At 37.6% G+C, this 15,203-nt stretch carries 12 protein-coding genes; 1 reads left to right on the plus strand and 11 read right to left on the minus strand.

Annotated elements, in window-relative coordinates:
- Positions 1-73: 73 nt before the first annotated feature.
- From KRODI_RS11520 to KRODI_RS11570, 11 genes are all read right to left on the minus strand, one after another.
- Positions 74-490, minus strand: coding sequence for a DUF2141 domain-containing protein (locus KRODI_RS11520; RefSeq protein ID WP_013751775.1), 417 nt, complete (start codon positions 488-490; stop codon positions 74-76).
- Between the two features lie 148 nt (positions 491-638).
- On the minus strand, positions 639-1,616 hold the full coding sequence (locus tag KRODI_RS11525) for a Gfo/Idh/MocA family protein (RefSeq protein ID WP_013751776.1): 978 nt from the start codon (positions 1,614-1,616) through the stop codon (positions 639-641).
- A 71-nt stretch (positions 1,617-1,687) separates the two neighbouring features.
- The gene (locus KRODI_RS11530; protein WP_013751777.1) at positions 1,688-3,397 is read right to left on the minus strand and encodes a sodium:solute symporter; all 1,710 of its coding nucleotides are present in this window, start codon (positions 3,395-3,397) and stop codon (positions 1,688-1,690) included.
- Between the two features lie 105 nt (positions 3,398-3,502).
- Positions 3,503-6,037: a PIG-L family deacetylase gene (locus KRODI_RS11535; RefSeq protein WP_013751778.1), complete on the minus strand. Its 2,535-nt coding sequence runs from the start codon at positions 6,035-6,037 to the stop codon at positions 3,503-3,505.
- A 78-nt stretch (positions 6,038-6,115) separates the two neighbouring features.
- Positions 6,116-6,679 (minus strand): mechanosensitive ion channel domain-containing protein, encoded by a 564-nt coding sequence (locus KRODI_RS11540; protein ID WP_013751779.1) that lies wholly within the window; start codon positions 6,677-6,679, stop codon positions 6,116-6,118.
- Positions 6,680-6,682: 3 nt separating this feature from the next.
- A complete protein-coding gene (corA, locus tag KRODI_RS11545) occupies positions 6,683-7,789 on the minus strand; it encodes a magnesium/cobalt transporter CorA (RefSeq protein ID WP_013751780.1) in 1,107 nt (368 codons plus the stop codon).
- Positions 7,789-8,745: a hypothetical protein gene (locus tag KRODI_RS11550; protein WP_013751781.1), complete on the minus strand. Its 957-nt coding sequence runs from the start codon at positions 8,743-8,745 to the stop codon at positions 7,789-7,791. The genes corA and KRODI_RS11550 overlap by 1 nt, the downstream gene beginning before the upstream one ends.
- Positions 8,746-8,778: 33 nt before the next feature.
- A complete protein-coding gene (locus tag KRODI_RS11555; protein ID WP_013751782.1) occupies positions 8,779-9,366 on the minus strand; it encodes a Maf-like protein in 588 nt (195 codons plus the stop codon).
- Positions 9,359-10,279, minus strand: a complete 921-nt coding sequence (locus KRODI_RS11560) for a geranylgeranylglycerol-phosphate geranylgeranyltransferase (RefSeq protein ID WP_013751783.1) — start codon at positions 10,277-10,279, stop codon at positions 9,359-9,361. The genes KRODI_RS11555 and KRODI_RS11560 overlap by 8 nt, the downstream gene beginning before the upstream one ends.
- A 10-nt stretch (positions 10,280-10,289) precedes the next feature.
- Positions 10,290-10,817: a KdsC family phosphatase gene (locus KRODI_RS11565; RefSeq protein WP_013751784.1), complete on the minus strand. Its 528-nt coding sequence runs from the start codon at positions 10,815-10,817 to the stop codon at positions 10,290-10,292.
- Entirely contained in the window at positions 10,801-11,568 is a 768-nt protein-coding gene (locus tag KRODI_RS11570; RefSeq protein WP_013751785.1) for a Rossmann-like and DUF2520 domain-containing protein, read from the minus strand. Before KRODI_RS11570 ends, KRODI_RS11565 begins: the two co-directional genes overlap by 17 nt.
- Before the next feature lie 116 nt (positions 11,569-11,684).
- Here KRODI_RS11570 and ccsA point away from each other — a divergent pair, with 116 nt between their 5' ends.
- On the plus strand, positions 11,685-14,987 hold the full coding sequence (gene ccsA / locus KRODI_RS11575) for a cytochrome c biogenesis protein CcsA (protein WP_013751786.1): 3,303 nt from the start codon (positions 11,685-11,687) through the stop codon (positions 14,985-14,987).
- Positions 14,988-15,203: the final 216 nt, after the last annotated feature.

Raw genomic sequence — 15,203 nt, forward strand, 5'->3', positions numbered from 1 at the left:
AATTTATAAGTTTTTTCTTATAGCAAAAAAGCCAGCAGATTACTGCTGGCTTTGTAATATGTAGAAAGTAATATTACATTTTAATTTCTAGTTGAACATCTTCTGTACCTACTGTAAATTTTGCATTGTTCCAGCTAGGCGGTCCAAAACCTGTACCACTACCAGAAGTTGCATAATCCTCCTTAGGCATCCCGTTTGCTTCAAAATCCATGCGGTTATTTCCATTTTGATCATGTAGCGTTATAATCCCATAATCTCCAGGCGCTACATTTTCAAAAACTAAGGTAACCATATTGTTTTCTGGCGTTGCTGCCTGAGAATCTATTGGGGCAGCTTTCATAAAGGTCGCCTCATTATATAGCGCTGCAGAGGCAGAACCATCATTATTAGTTAAGTTAGGAATGGTTACCGTGATGGTAACTCCTTTTGTTTCTTGTCCAAAAGAAATTGTTGAAACAGCTGCGAGTAATAAAAAGATAATTGTTCTCATAATTGATAGTATTAGATAGTTATTGTTTTTTGTTGATGATGTAAATATATCATCACGCTTTCGCGAAAAAAATCTTCCATTACCCAACTGTAAAAATCAATGACCGAACTGTGATAATTTGTAATCTAAATCCGTTTGTAGTTTTTTATCAGTACACTAACCCAATGTTTTTTCTAATGGTATCTAGCATTTTAATAAGATCTGTACTCTTATCAAAAGTCATAATATCACTTTCCGTCTTATTGTTTTCAAGCATTTTCTGGCAGTGCAGTATCTCATAATGATACCCATTCACACCTTCCGGAACTGGGAAATCATATGTTTTTGAAGTACCATTGGTAATGATTGTCACATTAGTTGGCTCATGAAAACGGCTGTTTATCAGTATTTCTCCATGTTCTAAAGTGATGTGACAAGTAGTGTCTGTTTTTTCATCAATAGCCGAAAATAAATTTGCTTCTACTTGATTAGGATATTCTAATTTCATGGAGCAATGATGATCTACACCTGTGGGACCCAATAGAGCCCGAGCACTTATATTTTCAGTATATCCCAAAAGTGTTAGTGCTGCAAACACTGGATAAATACCAACGTCTAGTAAACTACCGCCACCGAGTGACTTATTATATAAGCGTGCATTTACATCGTAAACTGCGTCAAAACCAAAGTTTGCACTGAGATTTGTGATCTCTCCGAAATCTCCACTATGAACAGTTTCCAATACAAATTGATAATGAGGTAAGAAGTGCGTCCACAGTGCTTCCATTAAAAAGGTTTGTTGCGCTTTCGCGAAAGCAATCATTTCCTCAACTTCCTCAAGATTCATAGCAAAAGCTTTCTCGCAAAGAACTGCTTTTTTATGTGTGAGACATAAAAGCGTTTGCTCTTTATGAAACATGTGAGGTGTAGCAATGTAAACAATATCTACTTTAGGGTCTTGAAGCATCTCTTCATAGCTACCATATGCAACAATAGCATTATGAGTATCCTTAAAAGCTGCTGCATTGTCAAGATTTCTACTTGCTACAGCATAAAGTTGTGCTCCTTCAGTAAGTTGCACATCATTTGCAAATTTGTCAGCTATCTTTCCGCAGCCTAGTATTGCCCAGTTAGTTTCTTTAGTCATGTAGATCGTATTTAATTATAGCGATACTAATTAGTTGTTTCACATTTTCGCGAAAGCGTAATAACCCATTATTAATCATCCTGAGAACCTCCAAAGCTTACTTGTAGTAACAGGGCTAGTCCCATTACGAGGGCGCATCCTACCACGTTGAGCCATAGATATGGGAATTCTATAATCTCAAAATGTATGAGTCCGTAAACGATGATAATGATTACTTGCGTAATGAGTGCTGCTATGAACACGGCATTACTTTTTACAAATTTGATAAAGAATGCAAGTAAAAATATCCCAAGAATATTACCGTAAAAAATAGAACCTATGATATTTACAAGCTGGATTAAGTTTTCAAATAGACTTGCCGTACAAGCTACAATTATGGCGAGCACTCCCCACATAAGTGTAAAGCCTTTGGTGCTGCGCACGTAATGTCTGTCTGTCATAGTTCCTTTATAATTACGTTTATAAAGATCTACAGAGGTAGTTGCGCCTAGCGCATTAAGTTCTGACGCAGTAGATGACATTGCAGCGCTCAGTATTACAGCAAGTAATAAGCCTATTAGTCCGTTAGGAAGGTTATTGAGTATAAAGTGGATAAAGACGTAATCTTTGTCATTATTTTCTACCTCTGGAGCTGCTTTTGCAATGAGCACTTTACCCACAGATCTTATTTCCTTGTCAATACCTTCGTATTTATCTATTAAAGATTTTTGAGCTCCATTCTCTTCATAAATATCGAGTGTAGGATCTTTAGCATAATTAAAGGCAGCTTCTTTTTGGTTGTTTTGGTTTTGAGCGAGTTGTTGTTCGAGGGATTCAAATTCGCTCGCATATATAGAAGTCTTCACGGCTTCTGTCGCGGCAGGATTAAAGTGTAGCGGCGCACTATTAAACTGATAAAAAACAAAAACCATCACTCCCACAAGGAGGATGAAAAACTGCATCGGGATTTTTAAGGCTCCGTTAAAGAGAAGACCCATTTGCATTTCCTTTACATTCTTCCCAGAAAGGTAGCGTTGCACTTGACTTTGATCTGTACCAAAGTAGGAAAGCATTAAAAAAGTTCCTCCTAGTAAGCCTGTCCATACCGTGTATCTATTGCTTAAATCAAAAGAGAAATCTAACAGATTCATTTTTTCGCCAGCACCTGCGATACTCAAGGCATCTGTAAAACTGATGTTCTCCGGAAGTTTATCAAGAATAAGGTAAAAGGCAATTGCCATACCAGCAAAAATCACCGCCATTTGCTGTTTCTGAGTAATGCTTACGGCTTTTGTACCACCAGAAACGGTATATATAATCACCACAATCCCTATAATAATATTGAGCGTAGTGAGGTCCCAACCCAATACTGCCGAGAGAATAATAGCTGGTGCATAAATGGTAATCCCTGCAGCGAGACTACGTTGTATTAAAAATAAGATAGCTGCGAGTGATCTCGTTTTTAAATCAAAACGACTTTCTAGATATTCATAGGCTGTAAACACCTTTAGCCTGTGATAAATAGGTATAAACACCAAACAAATCACAATCATCGCAATAGGAAGCCCAAAATAAAACTGGACAAATCCCATACCGTCATAAAATCCCTGACCTGTGGTAGATAAAAAAGTGATGGCACTTGCTTGTGTAGCCATTACAGAAAGGCCTACCGTCCACCATTTTGAGGTATTACCACCTCTTATATATTCTTCTGCATTCTTACTTCCTTGTGTTTTATAGGTTCCGTAAACAACTATAAAAATGAGCGTAAATGCTAGTACTGCCCAATCTATTATTTCCATATTAAGAGAATGAGGTCATTAATAGATAAAACACGATAATGTAAGCTAGATTGACCAGCAATACTATGGTATACTTCTTTTTCCATGGGTATTTGGATACATTTTTCATTGCTTTATCTCGCTCTTTTCTTGCTTTCCTATACTTAGCATATTTGCAAATAATTTATAAGCTCCAGACACTCCTGCTGGTAGTTCTCTAAAAAAGCTTAACCCTGTATATATGTAGTGCCCGTCACCATATGGAGCGACTAGCAAACTACCATCCTTTGCCGTTTCTCCTTTATCATTCATAGAGAGAATAGGAGTATAGGCATCATCCCACTTGTTTGGAAAATAAAGGCCACGTTCTTGCGTCCAGCCTTTAAAATCCTTTTGAGTGAGCTTATTTGGGAAATTCATGATTGGATGATTTTCGGCAAGGATTCTCACTTCGCTATTCTCATCGGTTACACGGTCTCTACTAAGTTGCATCTCATAAGGAGCTCCTATTTTTGTATCACCCCAGCGACCCGAAGTATTGTACTGCGCGATAAGCGTACCGCCGGACTTTACGTAATCGAGTAAAAGTGGCTGCTTTGCTTGCATCTCATCCACTACATTATAAGCTCTTATTCCTACTACCACCGCGTCAAATTGTGCAAGCAGTTCTGGTGTGATAGTGCTAGGTTCTATAATAGCTACTTGGTAGCCTATCTGTGCGAGATTATCTGGCACTGCATCTCCAGCACCTTGAATGTACCCTATATAATCCCCTTTACGCTCGATGTCAAGTCTTACAATTTTTGCTTTGTTAGGCAAGAAAAGTGATTGCAAAGGAATATGCGCATAATCTATTGTTACAAGCTCCTTGGTGTACGCTTTATTTCCGGCGGTCACTACGGGAGTGAGATCTCCTTCACTATCAGTGCTAGGAGGTGTTACTGAGAATATGACTTTCTGTTCTGTACCTTTTGATGCTATGGATACGTTTACACTTTTCGGTGTGATGGTCCATCCACTAGGAGCAGTGAGAGATACGTTTCCGCTAAAATTATCTTTATGTGCTGTTACCGTTACGGGAATGTTTTTTGATTCCGCTTTCGCGAAAATTATAACCTTCGAGTCTAGCTTTGATGAAACTGCTGGTACTATTTCAAAAGGCTCATACACTTCGCCTTTCACACGATCATTGTATTTAAAAACAATTGGTTTTTCTATCGAAATAGGTACTCCAGCAATGGTAAGATCAAACTTTACCGTGTTTTGTTGTGGAGTTTCTGGCTTTCCTATCATGGTAGGATCGTCTACACGGTACATTCCCAAAGTTCCTTCCTCACGTAACCAGTATGCAGAGGTATCTTTAAAAGAATCATCTATGGTAACTGTTGCTTCTGTAGTAAGTATGGTGTTGTTAGTTAGCGATTGGTTGCTAGCTAGTCGCTGATTGCTTGATGTGATAAATGCGCTGTTGAGTACAACAGATTGCATACTCCTGTTTATCGCTTCAATTTTTAAGGTTACTTCGCTTCCTAAAGTTGCATATCCAGTATTTGCAGCTGCTTCTAAGTATATTCCTGCACAGGCAGTGATGATATCTTGTAGTTCTTTGGTTTTGATTGTTTTCCAGTGGGCATCTTCTAATTGTTGTACAAGTGCATACGCTTTAGCTAGCTCAGGAATACTTTTTTCTGGAGCAGTAAAATCATAGTCGGCAACGACCTGATCTAATATTGCTTTAATGGCTTCACCTCCCTTTACACGTGTCCAAGTAGTATTGATTCCTTGAAAAACGTCGTTATTAGTTGGCATCTCACCGCGTAATAATTCAAAATAGGTGTCTTCTGTACCGCGGCTTCCCGTATTTCCAAATCCTTGAGACTTGTGCTGACTTCTACTAAGGGAAGAGATTTCTGTATTAGAGAGTCCGAGACTAGGGTAGTAGGTACCTACGTCTACTTGAACCAATTTAGATTTATCTGCCTCATCAAATTTTTCTTTGCTTCCGTAAAACCACCAAGAGGTATTAAAAAACTGTCTGCTAGGCTTCCAGGTGTCTGTGTATCGTAACTGGTCTGTATATTTTGAGGTATCACTCGCAAGATCAAAAGCTTCTACAGAAAGCATGGCGCTTGATGTATGATGACCATGTGTACTTCCCGGTGTTCTGTGATTAAAGCGGTTAATAATCACATCTGGTTTAAAAGTTCGTATTGCCCAGACTACATCTCCCAGCACTTCTTCTTTGTTCCAGATAGCGAGCGTTTCATCTGGATGTTTTGAATATCCAAAATCGTTTGCTCTTGTAAAGCGCTGTTCTCCACCATCTGTTGCACGAGCAGCTAGAAGCTCATTAGTACGTATTACTCCTAGTAATTCTCGTAATTCTGGACCTATAATATTCTGACCACCATCACCTCTCGTAAGCGATAAATAGGCAGTTCTTGCCTTGACAGTGTTTGCGAAATAGGAAATAGCCGTAGTATTCTCATCATCTGGATGTGCAGCGACGTAGAGTACGGAGCCAAGAAAGTTGAGTTTTTGAAGGTCTTGATATATTTCGCTAGCTGTTGGTTTAACAGGTTGAACGGTAAAACCTTGAGCATATATTTTCGCGAAAGCGAAGACAAATAAAAAGGCTAAAATCGCATAGGATTTACGCATAATAATGAGGAGTTTGATACTTCTCAAATATACCGATTATGAAAGGTAGCCTAAGTCCTTTAAGGTTTCTTTAACAACCTAAACCGCTTTATTAAAGGGATCATCCTCGTCCATTTGTTGATTTTGCTCTAAGATATTTGTAGAGATTCCTTCCTCTACAAGTGTGATTCCTTTTTGAAGAATTAAACTGTTAGGGTAGGTGTGTAGTCCGCCATCAGAAGTACGTAGATTAGTGTGAAAAGCCTTAATGTCCTCTATAATTGCAATAATAGGAAAGTCTTTATCATGAATTTTGATACGATCGCCTATTTTATATGGGAGTGTAAAAAATATGATTACTCCAGAGGTAAGATTACTTAGCACTGACCACTGCGCAAAAAATGCAACACCTATAATAGCAAAGACAGAGCTAGCAATGACTCCAATATCCTTTATTTTAATTCCCCAGATGAGTATACTTATAATAAATGCAATTATTAAAAGCACTGCATCTACATATTTCATAATTAGGTTTGCACGTTTCTTTACTTTGTTTTTACGCTCAGAAAAACGACGTACAAAATAAGAAGTGATGATACGTAAAACGATAAGAATCCCTAGCGTTACAGCACTGTGTATGATTTCTGGTCTAAATAATTCCATAGCTTACAACCATTTTTTGCGCTTAAAATAAACAAGAGAGGCAACAAAAATAACAATCATAGCTCCCCAGAAATAATAATAACCATCCTTGATAGCTAGTTCTGGTATATGCTCAAAATTCATCCCATAAATTCCTGCAAGAAAGGTCATAGGTATAAAAATGGTAGCGATGATGGTAAGCACCTTCATCACTTCATTCATACGGTTTGCAATGTTTGTCGAGTTCATATCCATTAACCCAGCAATCGTATCTCGGTATACCTCTACGGTCTCAATTACTTGGATTGTGTGATCATATAAGTCTCTTACAAATACCTGTGTTTTCTTAAGAACAAGGTGATTTTCTACTTTTTCGAGCTTGTTTACTACCTCTCTGAGAGGAAATATAGATCGTCTTACTTGTATCACCTCTTTTTTGAGAGTTTGAATTTCTTGAGAGTAATTTTGAGAGTTGTCTGTATAAATTTTATCTTCAAGCTCTTCAATTTTGTTACTTAGTTGCTCGATGATTATAAAGTAATGGTCAATCACGGCATCCATAATTGCATAGGTAAGGTAGTCTGCGCCATTAGAGCGCACTCTTCCTTTTGCATGCCTTATGCGTTCACGCACTCCGTCAAAAACGTCACCATCATATTCTTGTAAACATATCAAATAGGTCTTACCTAAAATTAAACTTATGTGCTCAACATTCAGCTGATTTTGATCATCATAATAGAGCATTTTAAAAACGATAAATAAGTGGTCGCTATACTCGTCTAGTTTAGGTCGCTGGCTAGTGTTTGCAACGTCTTCCATTACTAGTGGGTGCAATTTGTAACGCTCTGCAATTTGTGTAAGAGCAACAGTATCACTTAGACCATTAATATTAATCCAGGTTACTGTTTTCTCGTCGGTATCTTTATGGTATTCTTCTAGTCGGGCTAGCGTTTCTTCATCCAGATAGTCGTCGTTGTAATCAAAGACGTCAATACTTACAGCCTTTTGCGCTTTATTACCTGTGTAGATTACATGACCAGGAGCGTGAGAGAGTTTTTCTTTTACGGTCTCCTTGGTGATATTATTTCTCACTAAAGCGTTTACTTTACTTTTAATTTTTTTTCTGATCATTATAAGCCAAGTTCTGTGCGTAATGCTTCGTCTTCTTTAGTTTTTTTACCCCAGTATGCACTTTTGATTGTTTTCATTTTTGAAGCTGTTGTGGTCATTTTCTCTCCGCCACGACCGTCTGGATAGGTCTCTTCCCAACCTTCAATCTGGTGTGGAAAATCATTAGAAAAGTTTATTGTAAGTGTTCTGTCTAATGACGGATAGTATAGTGTGTATGAGTTGGCAGACAAGCTTCCTGTGACTTCATAAGCTTTTATAGGTGTATGCGTCATCGCTGCATAAGAAACATCTGGAATGCTTGTAAAACTTCCAGTAGGTAACAAGGTAGGATCTATGCGCAATAGTGCCCATAGTTCATTTTCCAATACTACTTTTTCTAAGGTATATTCCTCATCTGCTCTGCTTTCAAAATAAGAGTGAATCTGCACTTCAAATTGATCTCTGTTATTGAGTTGCGTGTACGTATTACCACACCATTCTTGCATACTTTGTGAGACCTTAATAGCGTGCAACTCCTCATTTACTGGTAAAAATGTGCTACTCATGATGGAATACGGATAAATACCTGTCACAAAATTTTTAGTAGCATTTAACTTGATAATAGGGATATTATTGTTGTCTTGGTTATCTGCTTTTACTTGTTTTTCTGGCAAAAAATCTTCTGTTACAAAAATGAGCGCTGCTGTTCCTTCTCTTAATTCGCCATAACGAGCTTGTTGCAACTCGTAGCTGGTGATTTCGGCAGTTCCTGCATACCAATAGTCTTTCCATTCTTGTGAGATGGAGCGCTGTGCTATTGGTGGCGTATTAATGCTTGTTGCAGTGTCCGCTTTCGCGAAAGCGGTGTTATTTTTATCGTTATTCTTACATCCAAAAATCATAGTAACAATGACTAAAGCGCTACCTATTAATAATGTACTTCGATATGCTTGATGTTGTTTTATGGATATAGACATGATATAAATTTTAATATTAAAATTACAGAAATACTATGAGTCTGCTAGCAGCATTAACGTTTCATAAACTTTGTGAAGCGGCATTCCCATGACATTGAAGTAAGAACCTTCTAAACTCGTCACTGCAACGTAGCCAAACCATTCTTGAATACCGTAACCGCCTGCCTTATCATACGGCTGGAAGTTTTCTATATAATAGTCTATTTCTTCATCAGTGAGGACTTTAAACGTCACTTTTGTGGTATCATTAATAACTGTTTGTGCTGTAGCAGTAGTAAATGCAACAGATGTGATTACCTCATGTGTACTGCCAGAAAGCGCAGATATCATGGCATATGCTTCATCTCGATCCTCTGGTTTATTTAAAGCAACTCCGTTGAACCAGACAATGGTATCACTAGTAACTAGGATATCTTGCGCTTTCAAATTTGAAAATGCAGAAGCCTTGAGTCTAGCGAGATGATCCGTAATATCTGATCCTTCTAGCGCTTCTGGAAAAATCTCATCTACAGGTTTGATATCTATAGTAAAGTCGAGTCCTAGTTCTTTAAAAAACTCCTGGCGTCTAGGAGATCCAGAGGCAAGTATGAGGTTGTAATTTTTAAGTTTTTCTTTAAGCATAGCGTTCTATAATTAGTATAAGTGGAAAAAGGAGAATGCCTAAAAGCATTATTCCTTTAAGTAGTCTAGCAATATATTTATAATCTGATGTTTTTTCTGCATTCCAGCATTGGGAGGCAACATGCCCTAATGGTAGTATTGTAAATGCAAAAAGTACTACACTAATAAGTAGTGGCCCACGTGCAAATATAAAGGTGAATAATGCACTATTAAACAACAACCCTAGTGCGATTAGAGCGCATAATAGCATCGTACGTTTACTGCCAATTATTATAGGTAAGGTGTGATACTTCATGGCATAATCCCCATTTATGTCTTGTACGTCTTTTACTAGTTCTCGCAATACATTAATCATAAAAGCAAGTACTACAACAAAGGTGAATAGGATGTGACCTTCTTTTGTGAGTACATGTTCTACTCCAGAAAGTTTAAGAGCTTTGACTTCAAACAACCATATAATGACAAGCGAAAAAGCAACCAGCCCACTAGTTACAACGTTTCCTAGAATAGGGATTCTTTGCAAGTATGAGTTATATGCATAGAGCGCTACACTCACTCCTATAAACAGTAATGAATAGTCCCAATGTCCTAAAATAAACGAACTGTAAATCCCTAAAATAATTCCTATGGTCCACAGTGAGATAAAGTAGGTGTAAGCAGCACGTAATGATATGTTATCGACTACATAAACCTCATTAGGCTTGTTGATACGATCTGCTTTAATATCAACTATGTCGTTATGAATATATCCTGCAGCCGCTATACAAAGTGTAGCAAAAGACAGTGTCGCAAACTCTAAAAAAGAGAGCTGAGTGCCTACATCTCTTAAATAACTCAAAGACAACTTTAAAATAAGCTGAGCTATAAAAATCATAAACAGATTAAAAGGTCTTATGATTTTTAAATATGCCACAAGTCTATTATTAGTGTGCCGAAGCATCCATTTCTTTCATCCAGTTGTTTTGCACTTTAAGTACTTGTTCAATCACATCACGCACACAACCGTGACCACCTTTTTTGTGAGAAATATACCTAGATATTTCTTTGATTTCTTTTACAGCATCTTGAGGACAACAAGGTAATCCTACTTTTTTCATCACTGGAAAATCAGGAATGTCATCGCCCATGTAGAGGATGTTTTCTAGGCGTATATTTTTCTTATCTATATACGCTTGTAGGTGTTCCATTTTAAGGTGTGCGCCTAGTGCAATATCTTCTATGCCCAGTTTTTGAAGTCTAGAGCGTACACCTTCGTCAGTACCACCGCTTATGATACATAGGTTGTAACCAGCTTCTAGCGCAGCCTTCATAGCATAGCCATCTTTTACATTCATAGTACGATGCATATGGCCATTTGATGTAATGTGTAATGACCCGTCAGTAAGTACTCCATCTACGTCAAAAATAAATGTAGTAATGTGGTGTAGGTATTCCTTATAACTCTTTTCCATAGAAATGTGTAATCGCTTTTGTTATGTTTTTATAAACCGCTGTATGATCAGGATCAGTAAGCAATTTAATTTGTTGGTCTATGACCTGCTTGTCATCACGTTTTGCAGGACCTGTCTGACTGTTTTTAGGTCCTTGTTGTAACGCTTTTTCGGTAGTTTTCTGTATAAGAGGATACAAGGTGTCAAAAGGAACTCCGTGTACGTCACAAAGTTCTTGAGCAATGGTGTAACAGTGATTTGTAAAATTATTTGCAAATACTGCAGCAAGGTGCAATTGCCTGCGCTGCTCACTGTTTATTACTTGTACATTGTTTGATATAATCGAAGCTAAGGTCTTTAAGGTTTTTTCATCTTTTTGATCAGCGGCTTCTATGAGAATAGGAATCTCGGTAAAGTCTATCGATGTATCTTCTTTAGAAAAACTTTGCAGCGGATAAAAAACTCCTTTGTTATGCTTTCGCGAAAGCGTACTCATCGCAGTAAATCCAGAAGTATGTACCACCAGGGAGTTATCAAAGGGAATCTGCTCAGAGATACTTTTAATCGCATCATCGCTTACAGTAATAATGGTGACATCTGCAGGCTTAAGATTATGTATTGAGACAGTTTCTCGAGCAATATTGTTAAAGTTTTTGAGCTTTTCAGGAGAGCGACCTGCAACCTGCATGAGTATTGCTTGATTTTGCGAACCCAAAGCCTTGGCTAGATGCCAAGCTACATTACCAGTACCGACAATATTTACTTCAATCATAGATGCAAAAATAGGCTTTTTTAAATGTGCTCAGCTTTCATTTTTTATGAAGCGTCTCTCTAAGGTTTTTCGAGCCTCGTAGGTTATCTTTGCACTCGGTAAAATTGGCCTATATTATGCAAAAGAAAATCGCCTCTATTTTATTCTCCACAAGACTGATGGGGATATTGTTTATAGCTTACTTTGTCGCAATGGCAGTAGGTACCTTTTTAGATCAAGGGCAAGAAACTTCTCCTACACCTTACTCCAGATATTGGATTTATGATGCATGGTGGTTTACACTTATCCACATCATGTTTGTCATCAACTTTGTAGGGAATATTTTCCGTTATAAATTATTACGTAAAGAGAAGATAACCACGCTTATTTTTCACGCTTCTTTTATCATTATTTTAATAGGTGCCGGAATCACAAAATATATTAGTTATGAAGGGGTCATGCCTATAGAAGAAGGTGCGTCAGAAAGCTCTTTTATGAGTGAAAAAACTTATTTAGAAGTATTTGTAGATGGTGAACGTGACGGAGAGCCTATGCGTCGACCGCTAGAAAAGGAATTATCATTATCGCCACGCCTTAATAACGATTTCTCCTGGACTGAGCGCTTTAATCATAGTTCTACAGATCGTAGTGATTATACAGATATTTCTTTCAACTTTAATAAATTTATTGATGGTGCAGAAGATGGTTTCGTAGAAGATGAAAACGGACTCTGGCATCTTAAGATTGTCGAAACAGGAACAGATAATCAACGTCATGAGCACTTCTTAGTAGAAGGGGAGCTCGTAAATATTCACAATGTGTTGTATGCTTTTAATAAGCCTACAGATGGTGCAATAAATATTAGTTTTGATGGAGAAAATTATACGTTTTCATCACCATTTGCTGGTGATGTAACTGTGATGGCAACACAAGCTAAAAGCGAAGTGCCAGAAGCGGTAGAACAACCACTTAAACTTAGAGCATTATACAACTTAGGAGGAAAACTTCTTGTCATTCCAGAGCCTGCAATACGTGGCCGTACAGGTATTGTCGCAAAGGAAGTGCCAGAAAAGAATCAAGAAGATGCTTTATTTGTTGATGTTACTGTTAAGGGTGAGACTAAAACGGTAGGTCTTTTAGGTGGTCGCGGTTATAGTAATGACAAGAAAAAAATTGAAGTAGGAGGTCATACGCTGTATCTATCTTATGGAAGCAAAGCGATGCCATTACCATTTGCTATAAAACTTAATGACTTCGTTGCAGAACGTTATCCTGGTACAGAAAACAGCTATGCATCTTTTGAGAGTAAGATAACTGTAGAAGATGCAGATGAGAATTTTGACTACGATATTTATATGAATAACGTACTCGATCATAAAGGGTTTCGCTTTTTTCAAGCTAGTTTCTTCCCAGATGAGAGTGGAACAATTCTTTCAGTAAGTCATGATTTTTGGGGTACGTGGGTTACATATATTGGGTATTTCTTATTGTATCTAGGGATGATGTTGATTCTATTTGATAAGGGTTCACGTTTTGGCGAACTCAAAAAGCGTTTAGGAAAAATCAAGATTAAAAAATCAAAACTAGCTGCGGTGTTGTTGTTTTTCGCTTTTGCGAAAGCGGGATACGCACAAGACGATTTATCTAATAAAGCACCAGAAGTCTCAAACGGAAATGTAGAGGTGCGCGACACGATTGCTACAGACGGTGAGAATATTGAGGATATATTAGGTCTAGACGGACACAGTGAGGTGACGCACCAGCAAACGATGCCTACACAAGAAGAAATCAAGAAACTTATTGTTGAGAATGCAGTGCCTCTAGAGCATGCTCAAAAGTTTGGTAAACTTGTGATTCAAGAAGATGGTGGGCGTATGATGCCTGTAAACACATTTTCTAGTATGCTGCTTCGTAAGTTGAGTAGAAGCGATACGTATGAAGGTCTTACAGCAGATCAAGTAATGCTTTCTATGATTGAGAACCCGCAAATATGGACGTTTACAGAGCTTATCTATCTCAAAAAGGGTAATGACAGTCTACGTAATATTGTAGGAGTACCATCAGACAGAAAGTACTTTAAACAGATGGACTTTTTTACTCCAGATTTTAAGTATAAGTTAGGACCATTTCTTGCAGATGCATATTCTGAGATCAATCAGACTAAGATCTCAAAGGAACTTACAGAAATGGATCAGCGTCTAGGGCTGCTAGATAGAACATTAGTAAAAGAGATTTTAAAGATTTTTCCTAAGCCAAACGATCCAAATAATAAATGGATATCACCCATAGAAGTTAAAGATGCAGCTTACAGAGCAACAGACTCGGTAATTGCAAATCAAATATTTCCTGCATACTTACTCAGTTTACAAAAAGGAAGACAGTCTGGAGACTACTCTGATGCAGATAAAGTACTTGCTGGGATAGAGAAATTCCAGCGTACGCATAGCAATGATATCATGCCTTCTAAAGAGAAGATAGATGCAGAGGTATATTACAACGAGCACGATGTATTTACAAAGCTTTACTGGATGTATATGCTTGCAGCTGTGTTTATGATGATTTTTGTGATTGCTGCTATTTTTAATCCTAGTAAGTTTATTACGTTTATGGGTAAACTAGGAGCGGCTATTATCATAGTGTTATTTATAGTTCATACTGGAGGTCTTATATGGCGTTGGTATATTGCAGGTCACGCTCCTTGGAGTGATGCCTATGAGTCTGTACTATATGTAGGATGGGCAACGGTATTCTTTGGTTTAGCCTTTGGTAAAGACAGTATGCTTACTATTGCAAGTACTGCTTTTGTAGGAGCATTTATTTTGTGGGCAGCTTCGTTAAACTGGATGAATCCAGAGATTGCAAATTTACAGGCGGTTTTAAATAGTTACTGGCTTATGATTCACACAGCCGTAATTGTTGCGAGTTATGGCCCTTTTATACTTGGTGCCATTTTAGGTATTGTCTCTCTGTTTTTAATGATATTTACTACAGAGAAGAATAAAGAAAGAATGGATCTCAGTATTAAAGAGATTACCATTATTAATGAGCTTGCGCTTACTGTAGGTATGGTGTTGCTCGCTATAGGTACCTTCTTAGGAGGACAGTGGGCAAACGAGAGCTGGGGGCGTTACTGGGGTTGGGATCCTAAGGAAACTTGGGCGCTTATCTCACTCATTGTATATGCCTTTGTCATACACATGAGACTTATACCAGGATTAAGAGGAAGATGGTTGTTCAATTTTTCATCTATTATTGCACTAGGGAGTATTCTCTTTACTTGGTGGGGAGTGAACTATTACCTATCTGGGCTTCATGCTTACCAAAGTGGAGGCGACATCGCTACTCAAAAGATATTTGTTACTCTAGGCGTATTGTCTGTGTTAGGGTTCTTCTCTTACAGAAAATATAGAAAGTTTTACGTGGGTAAAAGTAAAGCGTAGCAAACTTCATAAAATGATCCATATTACAGCCATTAATTCTACATTGAATTAGTGGCTGTATTTTTATAAGGTTGAATAGTACTCATAAGTGTGTTTTCTAATTAACTTATCTAAACAATAAGAGATAATTTATGTCTAGAAATCTTTTATAAGTTTTCCTAAGCTGTTTTAAGTACTGCAGAGTAAGAGTGTTAGAAGAGAATTCACTTAATACTT

It is taken from the genome of Dokdonia sp. 4H-3-7-5 (genome assembly GCF_000212355.1).
GTDB lineage: Bacteria > Bacteroidota > Bacteroidia > Flavobacteriales > Flavobacteriaceae > Dokdonia.

What these genes read in the sequence shown, in the direction of transcription:
- ccsA (WP_013751786.1), top strand. Translation starts at nt 11,685, where the DNA reads ATGCAAAAGAAAATCGCCTCTATTTTATTCTCCACAAGACTGATGGGG.
- KRODI_RS11525 (WP_013751776.1), bottom strand. Translation starts at nt 1,616, where the DNA reads ATGACTAAAGAAACTAACTGGGCAATACTAGGCTGCGGAAAGATAGCT.
- KRODI_RS11535 (WP_013751778.1), bottom strand. Translation starts at nt 6,037, where the DNA reads ATGCGTAAATCCTATGCGATTTTAGCCTTTTTATTTGTCTTCGCTTTC.
- KRODI_RS11555 (WP_013751782.1), bottom strand. Translation starts at nt 9,366, where the DNA reads ATGCTTAAAGAAAAACTTAAAAATTACAACCTCATACTTGCCTCTGGA.
- KRODI_RS11520 (WP_013751775.1), bottom strand. Translation starts at nt 490, where the DNA reads ATGAGAACAATTATCTTTTTATTACTCGCAGCTGTTTCAACAATTTCT.
- corA (WP_013751780.1), bottom strand. Translation starts at nt 7,789, where the DNA reads ATGATCAGAAAAAAAATTAAAAGTAAAGTAAACGCTTTAGTGAGAAAT.
- KRODI_RS11530 (WP_013751777.1), bottom strand. Translation starts at nt 3,397, where the DNA reads ATGGAAATAATAGATTGGGCAGTACTAGCATTTACGCTCATTTTTATA.
- KRODI_RS11565 (WP_013751784.1), bottom strand. Translation starts at nt 10,817, where the DNA reads ATGGAAAAGAGTTATAAGGAATACCTACACCACATTACTACATTTATT.
- KRODI_RS11540 (WP_013751779.1), bottom strand. Translation starts at nt 6,679, where the DNA reads ATGGAATTATTTAGACCAGAAATCATACACAGTGCTGTAACGCTAGGG.
- KRODI_RS11570 (WP_013751785.1), bottom strand. Translation starts at nt 11,568, where the DNA reads ATGATTGAAGTAAATATTGTCGGTACTGGTAATGTAGCTTGGCATCTA.
- KRODI_RS11550 (WP_013751781.1), bottom strand. Translation starts at nt 8,745, where the DNA reads ATGTCTATATCCATAAAACAACATCAAGCATATCGAAGTACATTATTA.